At 53.5% G+C, this 18411-nt stretch carries 14 protein-coding genes; 12 read left to right on the forward strand and 2 right to left on the reverse strand.

What is annotated here, in order from left to right:
* Nucleotides 1-111: 111 nt before the first annotated feature.
* Entirely contained in the window at nt 112-3117 is a 3006-nt protein-coding gene (locus D3H35_RS20215; protein WP_119150956.1) for an NEAT domain-containing protein, read from the reverse strand.
* Entirely contained in the window at nt 3114-3704 is a 591-nt protein-coding gene (locus tag D3H35_RS20220) for an NEAT domain-containing protein (protein WP_119150957.1), read from the reverse strand. The genes D3H35_RS20215 and D3H35_RS20220 overlap by 4 nt, the downstream gene beginning before the upstream one ends.
* Nucleotides 3705-4254: 550 nt before the next feature.
* Between D3H35_RS20220 and D3H35_RS20225 the strand changes: the two genes are divergently transcribed.
* From D3H35_RS20225 to D3H35_RS20270, 12 genes are all read left to right on the forward strand, one after another.
* Entirely contained in the window at nt 4255-5055 is an 801-nt protein-coding gene (locus D3H35_RS20225; protein WP_119150958.1) for a DUF6602 domain-containing protein, read from the forward strand.
* 340 nt (nt 5056-5395) lie between these two features.
* Complete coding sequence (locus D3H35_RS20230; RefSeq protein WP_119150959.1) at nt 5396-6397, forward strand: beta-ketoacyl-ACP synthase III; 1002 nt, start codon at nt 5396-5398, stop codon at nt 6395-6397.
* The gene (locus D3H35_RS20235) at nt 6387-7616 is read left to right on the forward strand and encodes an ATP-grasp domain-containing protein (protein ID WP_119150960.1); all 1230 of its coding nucleotides are present in this window, start codon (nt 6387-6389) and stop codon (nt 7614-7616) included. The genes D3H35_RS20230 and D3H35_RS20235 overlap by 11 nt, the downstream gene beginning before the upstream one ends.
* Nucleotides 7613-8608 (forward strand): NAD-dependent epimerase/dehydratase family protein, encoded by a 996-nt coding sequence (locus tag D3H35_RS20240; protein ID WP_119150961.1) that lies wholly within the window; start codon nt 7613-7615, stop codon nt 8606-8608. Before D3H35_RS20235 ends, D3H35_RS20240 begins: the two co-directional genes overlap by 4 nt.
* Before the next feature lie 5 nt (nt 8609-8613).
* A complete protein-coding gene (locus D3H35_RS20245; RefSeq protein WP_233568019.1) occupies nt 8614-9519 on the forward strand; it encodes an MBL fold metallo-hydrolase in 906 nt (301 codons plus the stop codon).
* Complete coding sequence (locus tag D3H35_RS20250) at nt 9516-10586, forward strand: F390 synthetase-related protein (protein ID WP_325050109.1); 1071 nt, start codon at nt 9516-9518, stop codon at nt 10584-10586. Before D3H35_RS20245 ends, D3H35_RS20250 begins: the two co-directional genes overlap by 4 nt.
* Nucleotides 10583-10861 (forward strand): hypothetical protein, encoded by a 279-nt coding sequence (locus tag D3H35_RS34245; RefSeq protein WP_325050110.1) that lies wholly within the window; start codon nt 10583-10585, stop codon nt 10859-10861. Before D3H35_RS20250 ends, D3H35_RS34245 begins: the two co-directional genes overlap by 4 nt.
* Complete coding sequence (locus D3H35_RS20255; RefSeq protein ID WP_119150962.1) at nt 10836-11990, forward strand: GNAT family N-acetyltransferase; 1155 nt, start codon at nt 10836-10838, stop codon at nt 11988-11990. Before D3H35_RS34245 ends, D3H35_RS20255 begins: the two co-directional genes overlap by 26 nt.
* A gap of 37 nt (nt 11991-12027) precedes the next feature.
* Nucleotides 12028-12897, forward strand: coding sequence for an oxidoreductase (locus tag D3H35_RS20260; RefSeq protein ID WP_119150963.1), 870 nt, complete (start codon nt 12028-12030; stop codon nt 12895-12897).
* Between the two features lie 198 nt (nt 12898-13095).
* A complete protein-coding gene (locus D3H35_RS32665; protein ID WP_233568020.1) occupies nt 13096-13923 on the forward strand; it encodes a hypothetical protein in 828 nt (275 codons plus the stop codon).
* On the forward strand, nt 13920-16208 hold the full coding sequence (locus tag D3H35_RS20265; protein ID WP_233568021.1) for an ATP-binding protein: 2289 nt from the start codon (nt 13920-13922) through the stop codon (nt 16206-16208). The genes D3H35_RS32665 and D3H35_RS20265 overlap by 4 nt, the downstream gene beginning before the upstream one ends.
* Nucleotides 16201-17319 carry a response regulator gene (locus D3H35_RS20270; RefSeq protein WP_119150964.1) on the forward strand — a complete coding sequence of 373 codons (1119 nt, stop codon included), beginning with the start codon at nt 16201-16203 and terminating at the stop codon, nt 17317-17319. Before D3H35_RS20265 ends, D3H35_RS20270 begins: the two co-directional genes overlap by 8 nt.
* The last annotated feature ends 1092 nt before the right edge of the window (nt 17320-18411 follow it).

The following is an 18411-nucleotide window of genomic DNA, read 5'->3' on the forward strand; positions in this document are numbered from 1 at the left end:
TCCACCGGGACAGCGGCTTTACGTCCGAGCAGAAAAACAACATCCTCCGACCCCGCGCGTTATAAGCGGGGCCGAAGGATGTTGAGCTTTTCAATGCAATTGTGTGGTTGCCTATACGGGTGAACCGTTCCTTTCGAGCAATCGGATAATGAGCGTCAGCGCTTCGGCGCGGGTAGCTGTCGCATTCGGATCAAACCTGTTGCCGACTTTGCCCTGAATTAGCCCCGCTTTGACAGCGGCGGCGATTTCCTTTTGCGCCCACGCCGGAATTTGTACCGTATCCGCGAAGTCCGGCTTCGCATTCGCATCCGGCTCCAGTTGCGCCGCCCGGGCAATGATGACTGCGAGCTGCGCGCGCGACAATTGGCTGCCTGAGCGGAAGGTGCCGTCCTCGAAGCCGCCAATTATACCCAGGGCTACGGCACGCGCCACATGCGCCCGCGCCCAGCTTGGAATGTTTCCGAAGTCTTGCAGCGAGCCGGTATCTCCTTCTCCTTCCAGATTCAGCGCCCGGCTGATCATGACGGCGAATTCGCCGCGCGTCACCATGCTGTTGGGCCGGAAGCTGCCATCTGCATAGCCGCTCACAATGCCAAGCTTAATGGCCTGCTCGATGCTGGAGCGCGCCCAGTGGCTGGATGTGTCCGTGAACTTGATCGAGGGGGTGCCGCTGCCGCTCTCGGCAGTGTTTTCTCCCGGTAGTGCATTCTCCTCGGAAGTCGCATCCACAGGCGGAGTCTCACCCTTGTATTCGTCGACTTTGTCCGGGCCGACCCCGACATTGCCGTTTGACTCCGCGCCCGGAACGGAAGGGGAGCTTCCGGCTGAAGCGGCCGAAGCTTCGTTGAACAGAAATTGAACATCATACGTATGATGATAGTTGAATGCGTCCCAGTCGATTCGGACGGTGCCGCTCAGCTTGCCTGTCAAGGAGGGCAGCGAGAAGGAGACGACCCGCGTGTTTTTGTCCGAATTCCGGCTGATGACGCTTTCGCTGCTGCCGCCGATAGTAAAATACTTAATTTCATTGCTTTGCTTAACGACAAACTTGACGATCCGGCTGCTCCCCCGCACCTCGACAAGCGCCTGGTTTACCACGTAATCATAGGCCATGGATGCTGCGTCCGAACCATCCTTCAATATTCTGAAATTCATATGATGGTATCCGTCTGCCGGGTATCCGGCTCCGGAGCCTGTGCCTGGATTCGGGGTGCCAGGCTCCGGCGTATTCGTACCCGGCGTCGGATTATACGAAGCCTTGAACGTGTCGAGCGCTCTGCTCAGCAGCAATTGGGCCGCAGCGGAATTCGACTGTTCGGCCGGCAGGCGGACAGCTTCCTCGTTGGCCAGCGCAATGGCGTTTGCCAGAGCCGTCTTGGCCAATGCCGGATACTGGCCCGGTTCTGTGCCTACAACAGCGGCTTGATGGGCGGCCGTTGCCGTTTGAAGCAGCTCATAGAGCGCTTGATTGTTGACATTGTTGAAGTTCAGGCGGATGCTGTGCGTGCGATCATAGTTTGCCGCTGGCACAACCGTGCGAACTTGGGCATCCAACAAGTCGGACAAGCTGTTGACGGTGAAGGCTACAACCCGCGTATCGTTCGCCCCGTTCTCGCTGACTGTCGCCGCTTCCACATACTCGTTGCCATTCTTCACTTTAAATTCCGGAACCGACGAGCTTCCCACAATCGTCAACGTGACCTTCAAGGTGCCGTCATCATTCGTAGCAACGAAAGCGGGCTTCTGAAAGTAGGTTTCCATTCGGGAAAATTCCGGCTTCGTCGCGTCGACGGCCGAGAAATAAACGTTGCGCGAGGCTGAAGCTTCAAAGGCATCTATCGCGGCTTGCAAGCTATTCGTCGCGGTTAAAATTTGCGGTCGAGGAGCAGCCAGCCATGTTGCCGTCTTATCGGCCAAGTCGATGGCATCCTGGAGCTTCCCGATTTGATATGCGGAATGCTGTCCCGCACCGGATCCTTCCGACGCGCTGTTACGCAGTTGCCGGGCTTCGGCGAGCAATGATTTCAACTCGTCCAGATAGGCTTTGTTAAAGCTGATAAATACCGTTTTCCTCTGAGCTTCCGGCAGTTCCAGCGGGTATTGCAGCTTCCATAGTCCTTGCCACAGCATATCGGTTTGCTTATAGGTGCGGTTCTGGCTTCTGACCATCGACTGATAGACTTTGACAGTCGCGATCAGCGGGTTTTCAGCCGGTTCCGGCGTCAATTGCTCTTGCTCCGAGTAAGCCTGCTCCATTACCGACTTGTACTGAGGTGTCCCCGTCAAATTCGGCAGATCATTCTTTTTGACGTTGACGATTCTCGCAACCGTACTTGTGTAATTGTTTCCGAACAAGCCGGTAGCAGCCGCAGCCGACACTTGTCTGATTGAGCTGTCGGTCAACGTTTGACTGCTGTTATTAAAAACGAAATTAGCATAAGCCTGATAATAATCGGGGCCTTGCTGCTGAAGCATGACCGCATGCGGGCTAATATCGCTCGCGTGCGGGGAAATTTGGGCATTCTCGCCGATCGAATCCAGCACCATAATTTCAATATCGTATGCGCTCAGACGCTGAGCTTCAAACAGCTCCCAGTCGCTTCCTGAGACCGCTTTGTTTAACATAGCGTTCACTGCCGCCTGGGTTGCCTGCACGTTGTCCAAGACAGCTTGAGCTTCCACAATCAGATTTTTGACTTGAGTAACGGGACCCTCATAGCCGATGGCAGGCGATTTGAAGATCAAGGGGGTGTACTCGCCATCCGCGAAAGAATGGTTTGAGCTTGGCATTCCGGATGCGGCGGTTCCGCCGTCGGCTTTGCCCGTCACCCAGGCCGATGCCGTCGCGAGCCATTGGCTCAGTCTGGATTTGTCGACAGTTATACGCGAAGCCTCAAACGTCTTAATGGCCTGGTCTACGATTTTGTAGGCTGCATCCAGCAGAACGCTGTTGCCGGGAGATTCCTCGACTAGGCTTTTCCCAAGCTGGAGCTTGCTGTGCAGCGCCGCTTTGGAGCCGACGGGATAGGTGCCGTCGAAATCGCCCTCCACTGCGGCATCGTATAAGCTGTAACCGGCGGATAAGCGTTCTTCGAACACGGCTGGCGTTACCGTCACGCTTCCGGAGCTTCCATCGCCGCCGCCCGAAGAGGGGGCAGCGTAATATTCGTTGTATAGATTTCAAGCTGAGCATTGTACCAATGATTGTAACGGACAGGAAGATTATAGATGTTTTCCTTGTCGTCAATATGCATCAGCACGTCCTGCTTTTTCCATACATCCACAATGGTCAATCGTACGACAACATTGCTGGAATTAGCGGCGTCACGGACAACGACAGGCTCGTATCCGTCTTGACCGTTAGCGGTTTCCGCATCGCCAACGGTTGTAATTACGGCTTTGGCGGCACCCGCTTTCCGGGAGCCTAGATAGGCAAAAGTAGCATAATCGGCTTTCGACACCTCGTGCTCAAAGTAAGCTTTGCCCTCCGAGATAATGAGTTTCCCCGTGTCGGGCACCATGAAATCGTTTGCCGCAGACACTTGCGTCGTGCCGTCTTTAACGTATTGATAGGACAGCGAATATTCACCGTCGGGAATAACCGTACCGGGCTCAATGCTTGCCGATACCGGCGCAAGATGCTGCGCGCTTAGCAGCAGGGCAGCAATTAATACGAACATGAATGTTTTTTTCAATAGCTTCAATGGTAAGACTCCTTTTTTTGTTGATGTTAAACGGCGGTTGCAGGGCTGATCTCGAGATCGGCGCGTCAGTTGTCGGCATTCCCCCTTGCTTCAATGGCCTTCACAAAGCTTGTAAAACCACAAATTATTGCGACTCTCAGACAATGATAATCATTATCAATAGAAGCGCAAAAAAATTTCTGTTTCAAAAGGCAGCACGATGGACGCGCAACGCCTCTCTCCCAGAAATCCGGCGGCTTGTACGACACAGTCGACATCCGAATTTTACAATTGGATTATGAATGGAGCATGAACTTTAAGTTACATTTTGCGATACGGAACTTATCCGAAGGCAATGAACGAGGCTGGCGGAATAAAATTTGTAATAGGCCATGCACACTCTGTTCATAACTTGCGAGTAAATTAGGGAATTGGGAGGGAGGATTATGTCGTATTATGGAGAAATTTAGTAGTAGCTAAAGTTGATTATCAATTCTCGGCAATTGCCTATGCGAAAGAGAATTTTGAGATAGAAGGGTAGTATTGAAAATGGTGTTCGGAGGTTCTGAAAATGCCGATTGAGAGAAGTTTGCCTCATTATTATCAGAGTTTCAGTAAGGAATTAGAGGTTACAAAAGATCGGGTAAGGAACATTATCGGAAAAGCTCATTGGATATCCGATGGAACACATAAAGAAGCCATTCTGCAAGAAGTGTTGAGAAGATTTATTCCTCAGAAATATGTAGTATCAAGCGGATTTATCCTCTCTAATGATGGTGAAACTTGCAGTAAACAATTAGACATTATTATATATGATCAAGCCTCTCCTTTAGTATTCAATAGTTCTAACTTTGTGATTATCCCGAGTCAATATGTTAGAGCTGTAATAGAAGTGAAGACCAGTCTCAGCGTGGGGGCGAAGTTAACGGATGCCTTAGAAAATCTGTCTACCGTTCAAAAGATAATGGACCAAACTTCAGATTATGTTTACTTTGGAATTTTTTCATTTGGCTATCAAAATTTTCGTAGTATCGGCCCCGTTACAGTTGCTCAACGGTTATTTACTAGAATATCGGAGTTCTATCGAAATAAGAGATTACAAGACACACACCTAACTGATCTACAATATTTGCAAAGACGAACATTAACATCTTTATGTATGAATGGCCAGCTTTATGGTCTGCATTGGAACGGTAGCACGCAAATCGAGCCTGAATTTGGGCTGTACGATACTGGAGAGCAGTCTTTTAATTTTTTTGTATCGAATTTATTAAGTACTTTGGATAATAGTACGATCAGTCAATCAAAACCATTATGGTTTCCTGAATCAAAGCAATCTAGAGTACTTCTCAAGAAGAGCATAAGTGTTTAGAAAGCTTAGCTAATAAAATGTTGCATTAACTTCCCGAGATATCGAAATAGTATCGATCATTAAAGTCACTGCAATGAGCATGGAGACTTACAATGTGCTTAACGACAAGCTTGATTTGTATGGAACGAAAGCCGATCCATACTCATTGCTTTAACCTTAAACCTTGATCGAGTGCCCGTCACTCGGCCAAGGTTTTTCTTTTCATTCGCAGTCTGGAAAAGGAGGTTCGCGTTTTTTGTCGAAATAGGGGGAGGTACTATAAAAAATCGGTACTGTTTAAGGATTCTTCCGTCCATTTAGAATGAGATTGTATCGTATGCCGGAAAGCGGAGGGATTGTCATGAAGACGAGGCGCGTCAAAATACTCGGTACCGGAAAATATATGCCTAGTCGAATGGTGACAGATGAGGAAATGGACCTGCGTCTTGGGACGCCGCGAGGCTGGGTTCGCAAAATGACCGATGTTGCTGTTCGCCATTTTGCAAGCGACGAAGAAACCGCATCCTATATGGGAGCGAGAGCGGCTAAGGCGGCTCTTGCGGAAGCGGGACTAAGCCTTGCAGATATAGACTGTCTCGTATGCACGAGCGGGACGAGAGAGCAGGCGCTGCCCAGCACGGCCTCTTTGATCCAACAGGCGCTTGGCGAAGAGCTGTACGGCGTTCCCGCGTTCGACATCGATGCGACTTGCATCAGCTTCCTTGTTGGTCTTGATATAATGTCTTATTTAATAGAGGCGGGGCGTTACCGTCATGTGCTGCTCGTATCGACCGAGATCGCATCGGTCGGCTTGAATTGGAACGATAAAAAGAGCGCGGCATTGTTCGGAGACGGAGCGGCTGCCGTCGTCATCGGTCCTTCCGCAGGAGAAGACAAATCCGGCATCGTCGGAGCTTCGATTCGAACGTACAGCAATGGGGCGAGGCTGTCGGAAATACGCGGCGGCGGTACGCGCATACATCCGCGTGAGCATAATGCGGAGACGGAAGCCGACTTTCTATTTCGGATGAACGGAGAAGCCATTTTCAAAATGGCCTCGAAGCTGCTTCCGGGCTTTGTCGATGAACTGCTGGCCCCTTCCGGTTCCCGAATGGCCGATTTTCAAGCCGTTATTCCGCATCAGGGAAGCGCAATGGCCATGAGGCTTATGAGAAAGAAGCTCGGCATTTCCGCAGAGCAGCTCGTGTACATCACTCCGAACCACGGCAATACGATTGCCGCTTCGATTCCTATGGGCTTGCATGAAGCGGTGAGCCAAGGGAAGGTCCGACGCGGCGACCGGGTGCTGTTGATCGGTACGGCTGCCGGGCTGTCGCTCGGAGGGATGATCCTTGACTATTGAACACTTCTCCGACGATATTCGCTTGACGATTTTGCTCACAGGAGGACGAGCGCCGGTCACGCTTGAGTTGGCGCGTTCCTTCCATTCCGCAGGCCATCGGGTGCTCGTCGCGGAGAGCGCGCGTTACCACTTATGCCGCGTGTCGCGGGCGGTAGAGCGCAGCTTTCAAGTTCCTCCTCCTAATGAGAATACGAAGTCTTATCTCGACGCTATCGAATCGATCGTAACAAGCGAGCGGGTCGACGTTATCATTCCGACTTGCGAGGAAATTTTTTTCATAGCCAAAGGGCTAGATCGTTTACGCCGGCATTGTACGGTATGGGCGGCTCCAACCGAACAGCTAGGGGAACTGCACGACAAATGGAGGTTTGTCTTGCTGGCTGAGCGGCTCGGGTTAACGACGCCGCAATCCAAGCTCATTCGGACGCGCGAGGAATGGCAGGCTCTGGCCGAGGCTGAGCGGCTAAACGACGATCTCGTTCTGAAGCCCGCGTATTCGCGCTTCGCATCGCAGGTGCTGTTTCTGGCCAAAGAGCATTCCCATGCGAAAAGAAGACAAGTTCTGTCAAATATAATATCCGCCGCCGTCCCGAAAACGCCGTGGATCGCACAGCGCCATGTTTATGGTCGGCACATTTGCACCTATAGCGTCGCTTACGAAGGGGATTTGATCGCACATGCGGCATATCCGTGCCAATACCGCGTCGGCCAAGGCGCGACGGTCTATTTTAAGCCGCTCGAACATAAGGCTGCGCAAAAGTGGGTTCGAAAGCTTGTAAAAGCAATCCGTTTTACGGGACAAATCGCCTTCGATTTCATTGAAGAGGAAGACGGCGGACTGTATGCGCTCGAATGCAACCCGCGCGCAACGAGCGGCGTTCACCTTTTTGGCGAGGACGGCGGGCTTGTGCAAGCGTTTCTTCGGCCGCAAGAGCTGAGGGAGTCCGGAGCCGTTCTAACGCCGAAGCCATCGAACGGCGCTATGCTGGCTCCGGCGATGTTTGCTTCCGGTATCGGCGGCATTCGCAGCTTTCGCGAGCTGCGCAGCTGGCACCAAGCGTTTCGTTCGGCTCGCGATGTCGTGTTCAGCCGTAAGGATATGCAGCCTAGCGTCGAGCAGCTGCGCGTTCTGATTGACGCATGGCGGACAAGCCGTGCTCGCGGCATTAAGCTTGTGCATGCAACGACGATCGATATCGAATGGAACGGTGATGCATGACGAACGCATTGGTAACCGGGGCTACCGGATTTCTCGGGCAGCATGTCTGCTTGAGATTAAATCGAATGGGATGGAATGTAACCGGAATGGGACGAAGCGAGTCTGTCGGCGCAAGTCTTGAAAAGCAGGGCGTTCGATTCGTTCAGGCTGATTTGCGCGATGAGGAGTCCGTCGTTCGCGCTTGCGCAGGCCAAGAGGTCGTCTTTCATTGCGGAGCGTTATCTTCGCCTTGGGGACCGTATCGAGAATTTGAAGCTGTCAATGTTGGCGGCACTAAGCATGTCGCCGCCGGCTGCCGGAAACATGAGGTGCGGCGGTTCATTCATATTTCTACGCCAACCATCTATTTCGACAATCGGGATCGCTTGGACATTCGCGAGGATGACCGGCTTCCGGCAAAGCCGATTAATGCGTATGCGGCAACCAAGCTGCTGGCGGAGCGGGTTGCTTTCCAGGCGTTCGCAGACGGACAGCCCGGTCTCATTCTGCGTCCGCGCGCCATATTCGGTCCGCTCGACCGTGCGCTGTTTCCGCGCCTCATGAGAGCGAACGATTCGCGCGGGATTCCGCTTATCAAGGGAGGAAACGTTAGGCTTGATCTTACGTACGTTGACAACGTCGTAGACGCGATGCTGCTTGGCTGGGAAGCGCCGCATGAGGCGCTCGGCCAAGCTTATAACATAACGAACGGCGAGCCGGCCATTTTGCGCAACGTATTGGAGAAGCTGTTCGCCATGATGGGAGTCCGCCTCCGCACACGGACTATTCCTTATCCGGTTGCTTATGGCGCGGCGGCTTTATTGGAATGGAGTCATCGTATGTTGCCGGTGTTGGGAGAGCCGGCGTTGACTCGTTACACGATAGGCGTAATGTCCAGAAGTCAGACTCTGGACATTACGTTGGCTCGCGAACGGCTCGGATATGCTCCGCGAGTCGGTCTGCATGAAGGATTGCGGGCATTTGCCGAATGGTGGAGTTCGATAGGGCGGTGACTAAGATGACGATGAACACACCACAAACGATAATGCCGAGAGGCTCTGCGACAGCGACGGTTGCTTCGGATGCGCTCGTTGAGCTGCAATTGTTGACAGCAGGATTTTGTCGGCATCCCGAATTTTTGACGCTGCGCGGCGGCGCGCTGAAGCCCGTTCCGTTTCCGGCGGGATTTGCCGTCATACGGCATCCGCGTCACGGCTATATCCTTTTCGATACCGGGTACTCGGCCCGTTTTTTTGACGAGACGAAGCGGTTCCCCGCATTATTGTATCGGATGATGACCCCCGTAACGTTCAGCGAAAAAGATAGCGCCGTTAACCAACTGCGGCGGCAAGGAATTGAAGCGGAAGACATTCGATATGTCGTGCTGTCCCATTTTCATGCCGACCACGTAGCGGGCATACGCGATTTTCCTCATGCCAGCTTTCTATATAAAAAAGAGGCGTATGCCGCCGTCAAAAATCTCGGTTCATTCGCTTCCGTCAAAGCCGGATACCTGCCCGGACTGCTTCCGGAAAATTTCGAGAAACGATCTCTGTTCATTGAAGAAGCAAACAGATGCAGGCTGCCGAACGATTTTCCATTTTTGACGGGCTATGATCTGCTCGGTGACGGGAGCTTGATCGCGGTTGACGTACCGGGGCATGCGGCAGGGCAGATCGGATTGTTTCTGTCGACGGCGTCCAGCGATTACTTTTTGTGTGCGGATGCGGTTTGGTCGAGCCGGGCTTTTCAAGAGCGCCGCAAGCCACATGCGGCAGCCCGGCTCATCATGGCCGATCATAGACACTATGCGGATACGTTTGAGCGGCTTTGCCTTTTGCATCGGCAATATCCGCATATTCGAATCATACCGAGCCATTGCGGAGAGGCGCTTCTGCAGCGTACGGGGGAGGAACAAATGTGAAGGGGCTTGCCGCTTTGCTAATGCAGTACATTCGCGTCCGTTACGGGCGAAGGTGGTCCAATCGCGAGGCGTTCGGGCGCTGGCAAGAACGCCAAGTGCTCCGGCAGCTTCGATACGTACAAGCAAACTCGCCTTATTACAGGGAGCTGTGGGGGGATCGGCCGCTTACGCAGTGGAGACAGTTTCCGGCAATCGACAAAGCCGCGATGATGAAACATTTCGATCGTCTCAATACGGCCGGTATCCGAAAGGAGGCTGCGATGGAGGTCGCGCTGAAAGCGGAAAGCTCCCGTAATTTTCATCCGCGCATCGGAGATATCACTGTCGGCTTGTCGTCCGGAACGTCGGGGAGCCGCGGCTTGTTTCTCGTCAGCGAACGCGAGCAGGCGGCTTGGTCCGGCACTATGTTGGCGAAGCTGCTGCCGGGTCCGCTGTGGAAGGCTGAGAAAGTCGCTTTCTTCCTTCGGGCGAACAGCAATTTGTACGAATCCGTTCGGAGCGGCAAGCTGCAGTTTGAATATTTCGATCTGCTTGAGCCGATCGAGCGGCATGTGGAGCGACTGAACGATTATCGGCCCGGAATATGGGCCGCGCCTCCGTCCGTGCTCCGTATGCTCGCCGAGAAAAAGCGCGAGGGGCAATTGACGACGATTCCTCATCGAATCATTTCCGTCGCCGAAGTGCTCGATCCGATTGACGCTGCAATGATCCAAGAGACGTTCGGCTTGCCGTTGCATCAAGTATATCAATGCACGGAAGGATTCCTCGCAAGCACGTGCCGGTACGGAACGCTGCATTTGAATGAGGATGTCGTCCATATTGAGAAGGAGTATGTTCAAGGGGAGCTATCCGCTCGCAAATTCGTGCCAATCGTTACCGATTTCTCTCGCACGACGCAGCCTATTATCCGTTATCGGTTGAACGATGTGCTGACGGAAGCCGCGACGCCGTGTCCGTGCGGCTCCGTCTTTACGGCGATCGAGCAGATCGAGGGCGGTGCGACGATATCTTTTATATGGAGAGCGCAGCGGACGGGAGACTTACTCCGATTTTCCCCGATTATATGACACGCGCCATTCTTGCCGCTTCCCCGGCGATTGAAGAATACCGGGTTGTTCAGCAGGGAGGAGAGGAGCTGGAAATCGAGCTTCTAACTGCTGCCGAATCTGATCGGGAAGAGGTTGAACGGCAAGTATCGGCTTCGATTGGAGCGCTGATGCGCAGGTTAAACTGCCGCATCCCGAATCTCGCTTTTGCAGCCTATTCTTATAAGCCGGGGCTTCGAAAGCTAAGACGCGTAGAAAGGAGATGGCAGATTGAGCACTCGCATCTTCCTCTATGAACGCGCCAACCTCGAACGGATCGATTGGCCGGACTCGGTGGACGGCCGCTATGCGAGAGCTTATTTGGAGCCGCTCGTGCGCGAAGGGACCGACCGGTACATCCGCAATGTCAGAACGACAATGCTTCTTATGCGGATAGACGATCTCATTCTGCCCATAACGGTCAACGACGGCGAGTACGACAATTGCTACGTTTGCTCTCCGTACACGCATTATATACGCTATGCCAAGCGCGAGCTGGAGTTATTGAACCGCCCGGTCATGGAAAAAAGCTTGTCCGCGCTGCTCGATGTGTTAGGTTATTTTATGAAAAGATCGCATTTGAACCGAGTTGTACACATCAATAACTGGCTTTTGTCGACGAACCTGTATCCCCCTCTTTCGGGTGAACAGGCCAAAGCCGTTTTGAACGCGGTGCGTGAGGCGTTCCCCGAGCATGCGATCGTGTTCCGTTCGTTATGTCCTTCGCTTCATGCGGAGATGATTGCCGACCTGCGAGCTGAAGGCTGCAAGCTGGTGCCCAGCCGACAGATCTATTTGTACCGGTCGAACGATCCGACTTTCGGGAATGCCAAAGCTCGCTGGCTTCTGAAGCGGGATTACGAGCTGCTTTCCGACAACGGGTACGAGTTTGTTTCTGCGGGGGACATAACGGACGATGATATATCACGGATTGTCGAATTGTACGCGATGCTCTATTTGGATAAATATTCATATGACAATCCGCAATTCAATGAGGAGTTTATCCGCTTGGCCAAGCGATCCGGCGCGCTGACGCTGTACGGACTGCGCAAAAACGGGCGATTGGACGCCGTTATGGGATATTTTAGCCGCACCGGAGTTATGACGACGCCTTTGTTCGGCTATGATACGACGCTGCCTCAATCCGTCGGGCTATACCGCATGCTGTCGGCTTGCCTGATGCGTCAAGCCCGCGAGACCGGCCATTTGCTCCATGAGAGCGCAGGCGCAGCACAATTCAAACGAAATCGCGGGGCGATTGCCGAAATTGAATATTCTGCGGTATTTGACAGGCATTTGCCGCTTGGAAGACGATGGTGTTGGTCTCTTTTGGAGCGGCTTTTGAACGGTATCGGCGTTCCGCTCATGCGCAAGCTTAAGCTATAGTAGGGAAATAAACGGCAAAGGAAGAGAGCGATCCCCAATGTCTCAAAGCGCAGATCGACTGGAATATCCAACCAGAGAACGTATTGCCATCGTTACGGGTACGTCAAGCGGTTTCGGCATGCTTACGGCGGTTGAACTGGCCCGCAAGAACTATCGCGTTATTGCGACCATGCGAAACCCTGAACGGGCGATCGAACTGCGTGAGCGAGCCGAACGCGCCGGGGTAACCGAACGGATCGAGATCCACGGCCTGGATGTGACGGATTCGCTCTCGATTGAGCGAGTCGTCGCCGATACGCTCCGCGTTCATGGACGAATCGACGTGCTCGTCAACAATGCCGGGTTCGCCGTAGGCGGGTTCGTAGAAGAAGTGTCGATGGAAAGCTGGCGGCGGCAGATGGAGACCAACTTTTTTGGGCTAGTGGCCGTGACCCAAAGCGTTATTCCCGCCATGAGGCAGCAACGGAGCGGTTTGATAATCAACATCGGCAGCATTAGCGGCCGAATGGGGTTTCCCGGCTATGCGCCATATGCGGCCTCCAAGTTTGCCGTCGAAGGGTTCAGCGAAAGCTTGCGCCATGAGCTGGCTCCGTTCGGAATCAGCGTCGTGCTGGTGGAGCCGGGCGCTTATCGGACGCCGATCTGGGACAAAGGGCTGGAGCAAATCAGTGGTTCCGACAATTCCCCCTACATACACAGACTTAGGGCGATTCTTCGTTATTCGCGCCGAGCGGCCGAAACCGCACCCGATCCGCAGCAGGTTGCGGATTTGATCGGGCGGCTCGCCGGTGCTCGGTCTCCTCGTCTGCGCTACCCGATCGGCCGCGGGTCGCTTCTTGCGCTTTGGGGGAAGGCGCTGCTTCCTTGGAAGTGGTTCGAGCGCCTCATCGAGCGGGGAACGCGTTGAGGAGATTATCGAATTTGCCGATGTTCGATCCCGCCGCTAGGATCCCTTGCTAAATCAAAAACGCAGTCCATCCGGACTGCGTTTTTGATTTAGCGGGAAGGGAACGAATGAAGGACAAGTCTTGTGAGTTTTTTGAGAGGCTGATAACTTAGAATTAAATGATCCAAAAATGAAAAATCAGGGATAGGGAGTATTTTCATGAATTCTTTCGGCAAGTTCATGGGCCTTCTGTTCGCGCTGTCCTTTCTTGCGGCATTATGGACAGATATAGTTGTGCCAATGAACCGGCATATGCAGACGGCTCGGCAAGGAGTGCTGGATCTTACCGGCAGCGGCTTCCCCGGACAAGGTTCAGTCAATCTGGATGGAGAATGGGAATTCTATGAAGGGGAGCTGCTGAAGCCTGCCGATTTTCAATCGCCCGTGCCGCGCAAAGCTTCCTATCTGACGGTGCCGGGCACATGGAAAGGAAAGAGCGAGGACAAGGGAGTGAGCCGAAGAGGATTCGGAACCTACCGTCTCAAAGTTCTCACGGAGCCTGCCGACGAAATCTACGGGATCAAAGTAAGCAGCATCCGCATGTCGCATGAGTTATATATAAACGGAAAACGAATGGGAGGGAGCGGAGCGCCGGCTGCCGTCAAGGAGATGCATTCGCCGGGAAATACTCCTTACACTACTTTTTTTCATGCCGGGTCGGGAGAGATTGAAATTGTTATTCAAGTGTCCAATTTCATGTATTTCACCGGAGGCGTAGTCAATTCCATTCAGTTCGGCTTGCAGGGCGATATGGCCAAGCTTGACGCGTTCAAGCTCGGCATCGACATGGCTTGCATTCTTATTTTCATCATGTTCGGCGTTCACCATCTCAACCTGTACGTTCTTCATAAGCGGGATAAGAGTTATCTCTATTGCGGACTATACCTTCTATTTCTTTCCTCGACTCAATTGTTGCTGGGCGAGAAGGTGTTTCAAAGGCTGCTGCCGGGATTCCTTTTGAAGTCGTCTATAAGGCGCTTGATTTGAGCGAGTTTCTGAGCGCGGTGCTTGGCATTCTGTTCATCTGCTCCATCAACACCAGGCTGCTGTCTTCCAAAGCCCAAATGCTGCTCATTGCACCTATCGTTCTTTACATGGCGGCTATCGTGGTTTTGCCATATTCGGTGTACAACGAAGTCAGGTTCGGATTTTTTGTTTACCTGGGCCTCGTAGGGCTGTATACGATCGTTAGAATGATCGTTTTGTACTGGGCAAGCGATAAGGGTACGTACCAACGCAAGGAGCAGCTATTGTTTATCGCCGTCAATATCGCTTTGATGGTGTACTTGGCCGGGGACTCGCTCTATTCGGAAAATGTCGTTTCCTCCAACCTGAGCTCGAAATTGGCGTTGATCGGCTTCGTAATGCTGATGAACATTTTGCTGGCGATCCGTTTCACAAGGGCATTCGAGCAAGCGAAGATGCTGACGCAGCAATTGACTCTCTCCAATCAGGCGAAAGATGAGTTTCTCATGCATACGTCGCATGAAATTCGTACCCCCTTGCACGGAATTCTCAATATTACTTCCTATTTGCTGGATGACGACGAACGCAATTTGACCGCCAAGCAGATGCAAAACCTCAGCCTCGTAAAAGATACGGCGATCAAGCTCTCGATGCTGATGCAGGATTTGATCGATGTTACCCGCCTTAAGCACGGTGAGCTGCAAATGCAGATGAGGGTCGTCGGTGTGAGGGCCGTCGCGCAAATCGTGCTCGATGTGCTGCAATTTGAGCTGGCGGGCAAGGCTGTCAAGCTGGAAAATGGAATCGCTGTGTCCGTATGGGTGCAGGCGGACGAGAACCGGCTGCGGCAAGTGCTGTACAATCTCGTTCATAACGCGATTAAGCATACGGAGAATGGCGTTATTGCCGTAAAGGCGAGGGCTGCCGACGGAATGGTGCATATTTTTGTGGAAGACACGGGAACCGGTATTGCCGCAGAGAAACGACTGAGAATATTTGAATATGGAGAGCGCTCCGAGCAGCCGTGGCCAACGGACAGGTATACGGGCATGGGGGTGGGGCTGTATATTTGCTCGCAATTGGTCTCGCGTATGGGAGGAGACATTCGGATTGACTGGTCGGAGGTCGGAAAAGGGACAACGATGGCGTTTACGCTGCCTGCCGCTGCCGCCGAACATCCTCCCGCTGCTTATGAGGGGAACCGGGAGGAGCGGCTTGTAAGCAGCGAAGCCCGGAACCCCGAATCGCTCGATATTGTGGAGGAGCACGAGCATACGATCCTCATTGTGGATGACGAGGCTTCCAACATTCATACGCTGCTGAATATTCTGAGAAGGCAGCGGTGCAATGTCATTGTAGCTTTATCGGCCAAAGAGGCGCTTGCCAAAATCAACGGGGAGCTGCGGGTCGATCTCGTTATTCTGGATGTGATGATGCCCGATATTTCCGGCATTGAGCTTTGCCGGATGCTTCGAATGCAATACTCGATTCTCGACCTGCCGATTTTGTTCGCGACCGCCAAGGACCATCCGCAGGACATTGCGGTCGGCTTCGCGGCCGGAGCGAACGATTATTTGACCAAGCCGTTCGAGGCGGAAACGCTCATTGCACGAATTCAGACGCTGCTGGCGATGAAGACGTCCATAGGCGAGGCAATCCGCAATGAGCTTGCTTTTCATCAAGCGCAAATCAAACCGCATTTTTTGTACAACGCTTTGAGCAGCGTCATTTCTTTTTGTTATTCGGACGGGGAGAAGGCGGCTTATCTACTGTCAAGGCTCAGTGAATATTTGCGCTACATTCTGGATATGGACCGCCATGAGCTTTTTGTTCCGTTGCACCGGGAGCTCGAATTGATCGAAGCCTATATCGATATCGAGAAAGCCCGCTTCGGAGAAAAGTTCGAGTTTGTATGCGAGGTGGACGACAATTTGCGGCATCTGATGATCCCGCCCTTATGCATACAGCCGTTTGTTGAAAATGCGATTCGCCATGGAATGTTCGACAAGGAGGAGCAAGGAACGGTTGCGCTGACGATTCGCGAAGGAGAGCGGTACGTGCAAGTGACCGTTCAGGACGACGGTGTAGGCATTCCCGACGATTTGCTCTATTTGCTTCTGAGCGGCGGCGATAAATCCGTCGGCGGTATCGGCATTTTCAATATTCGCCGTCGGCTGGGCTCGATCCCGGGAGCCGCTCTGAACATAGACTCCGAAATCGGGCGCGGAACCAAAGTCACCCTGTACTTGCCTTTGCATGCCAGCAAGCCGGAGATCGGCGACGTGGAGGGGAAAAAGGTTGTTTAATGTAGTCATTGTGGAGGACGAGAAGCCGATTCTCGAACTGATGAAAGTCGTAATCGGAAAAAATCCGCTTTATAACATTGTTGGAGCTTTCAGCAACCCGCTTGAGGCGCTCGCCCATTTGCCGGCGCTTCAGCCGGATGTGGCGTTTCTGGATGTGGAGATGCCGAAGCTCGGCGGTATGGAACTGGCGCGGAAAATCGGAGAATGCTGCGAACGGACGAGGATTATTTTTGCGACAGCCCATAAGGAATATGCGCTGGAAGCATTTAACGTATATGCCTTCGATTATATTCTGAAGCCGGTTACGCCAGCTGCCGTCGAGCGTATTGCAGCCCGGCTGACGAAGCTGGATCGTCCGATTTCCGCTCCGGCTGCCGTCAAGGCGGCGCGACAGGTTTCTCTTTCGTGCTTCGGAGGCTTTGAAGTCAGGAATGCGCAAGATGAGCTGATTCACTGGCCTACTCGGAAGACCGAGGAGTTGTTTGCTTACTTCCTTTGCTATTCCAATCAGGATGTCGGCAAGTGGCGGCTGGCCGACGACTTGTGGCCGGAGATGGCGGAGGAGCGAGCGGCGTCGAATTTGTACAATACGATTTACCGCTTGAAGAAAACGGTACAGAGTCAGGAGATCGGCATGGATATCGTCAAGACGAACGACGGCTATATGCTGAAGACGCTGCATGCCGATTACGATTTGCTGGAATTTCAGCGGGCCGTTTCGGCGCTGAAAAACGAGGCGGAGGATATTGCGGAGCTGGAACGACTGTGCTCCCTGTACCGGGGGCCTCTGCTGGAGCACAAGGATTATATGTGGAAAATTCAGTTGGAAGCCGGGTACGACAAGCAGTATAGAAAGCTTGCTCTCCAATTAATTCGGCTTTATATGTCCGGAGAGGAATGGAGCAAAGCCGAGCGGCAAATCGATATCTGCCTGACCGCTTACCCTCTGAACGAGGACATGCACGGCTTGCTCATCGATATTTATGCGGCGAGCGGGAGAAAGGAACGAATCGCTGCGCATTATGTCGGCTTCAAGGCACACTATCGGGAGGAACTGGGTATAGATCCGCCAGCGGAGTTGAGCGGTAAAGTGGCTGCTTATTTGAATTGACATACGCGATTTACATGGAGAGGCGCAGATGCGCCTCTTTTTTGCTGAGTTGAGCTGTCACAGACTTCGCGGGTCGGTAAGGTCTTTGGAAACAAATGTGCTTTTCGGAATTTATACCATTATCCCCTCCGCTCAGAGAATGGCGAGAACAGGATTTGAGTAGTGGGAATAGCCGGCAATGGTTGGGCTACTGGTCCGGGGAGCGCGTGAGTGGAGGGGATAGCCGGCTATGGTTGGGCTACTGGTCCGGGGAGCGCGTGAGTGGCGGGAATAGCCGGCAATGGTTGGGCTACTGGTCCGGGGAGCGCGTGAGTGGCGGGAATAGCCGGCTATGGTTGGGCTGCTGGTCCGGGGAGCGCGTGAGTGGCGGGAATAGCCGGCTATGGTTGGGCTACTGGTCCGGGGAGCGCGTGAGTGGCGGGAATAGCCGGCTATGGTTGGGCTACTGGTCCGGGGAGCGCATGAGTGGCGGGAATAGCCGGCTATGGTTGGGCTACTGGTCCGGGGAGCGCATGAGTGGCGGGAATAGCCGGCTATGGTTGGGCTACTGGTCCGGGGAGCGCATGAGTGGAGGGGATAGCCGGCTATGGTTGGGCTACTGGTCCGGGGAGCGCACGAGTGGAGGGGATAGCCGGCTATGGTTGGGCTACTGGTCCGGGGAGCGCGTGAGTGGCGAGAATAGCCGGCTATGGTTGGGCTACTGGTCCGGGGAGCGCACGAGTGGAGGGGATAGCCGGCTATGGTTGGGCTACTGGTCCGGGGAGCGCACGAGTGTAGGGAGTAGCCGGCTATGGTTGGGCTACTGGTCCGGGGAGCGCACGAGTGAAGGGAATAGCCGGCTATGGTTGGGCTGCTGGTCCGGGGAGCGCGTGAGTGGCGGGAATAGCCGGCTATGGTTGGGCTACTGGTCCGGGGAGCGCACGAGTGAAGGGAATAGCCGGCTATGGTTGGGCTACCGGTCCGGGGAGCGCATGAGTGGCGGGGATAGCCGGCAATGGTTGGGCTGCTGGTCCGGGGAGCGCATGAGTGGAGGGGAGGGATAGCCGGCAATGGTTGGGCTGCTGGTCCGGGGAGCGCACGAGTGTAGGGAGT

It is taken from the genome of Cohnella faecalis (assembly GCF_003570905.1).
Lineage (GTDB): Bacteria > Bacillota > Bacilli > Paenibacillales > Paenibacillaceae > Cohnella > Cohnella faecalis.

Coding starts and splice junctions, on each gene's coding strand:
- D3H35_RS20225 (WP_119150958.1), top strand. CDS start 4,255: ATGCCGATTGAGAGAAGTTTGCCTCATTATTATCAGAGTTTCAGTAAG.
- D3H35_RS20230 (WP_119150959.1), top strand. CDS start 5,396: ATGAAGACGAGGCGCGTCAAAATACTCGGTACCGGAAAATATATGCCT.
- D3H35_RS20240 (WP_119150961.1), top strand. CDS start 7,613: ATGACGAACGCATTGGTAACCGGGGCTACCGGATTTCTCGGGCAGCAT.
- D3H35_RS20245 (WP_233568019.1), top strand. CDS start 8,614: ATGACGATGAACACACCACAAACGATAATGCCGAGAGGCTCTGCGACA.
- D3H35_RS34245 (WP_325050110.1), top strand. CDS start 10,583: ATGACACGCGCCATTCTTGCCGCTTCCCCGGCGATTGAAGAATACCGG.
- D3H35_RS20260 (WP_119150963.1), top strand. CDS start 12,028: ATGTCTCAAAGCGCAGATCGACTGGAATATCCAACCAGAGAACGTATT.
- D3H35_RS32665 (WP_233568020.1), top strand. CDS start 13,096: ATGAATTCTTTCGGCAAGTTCATGGGCCTTCTGTTCGCGCTGTCCTTT.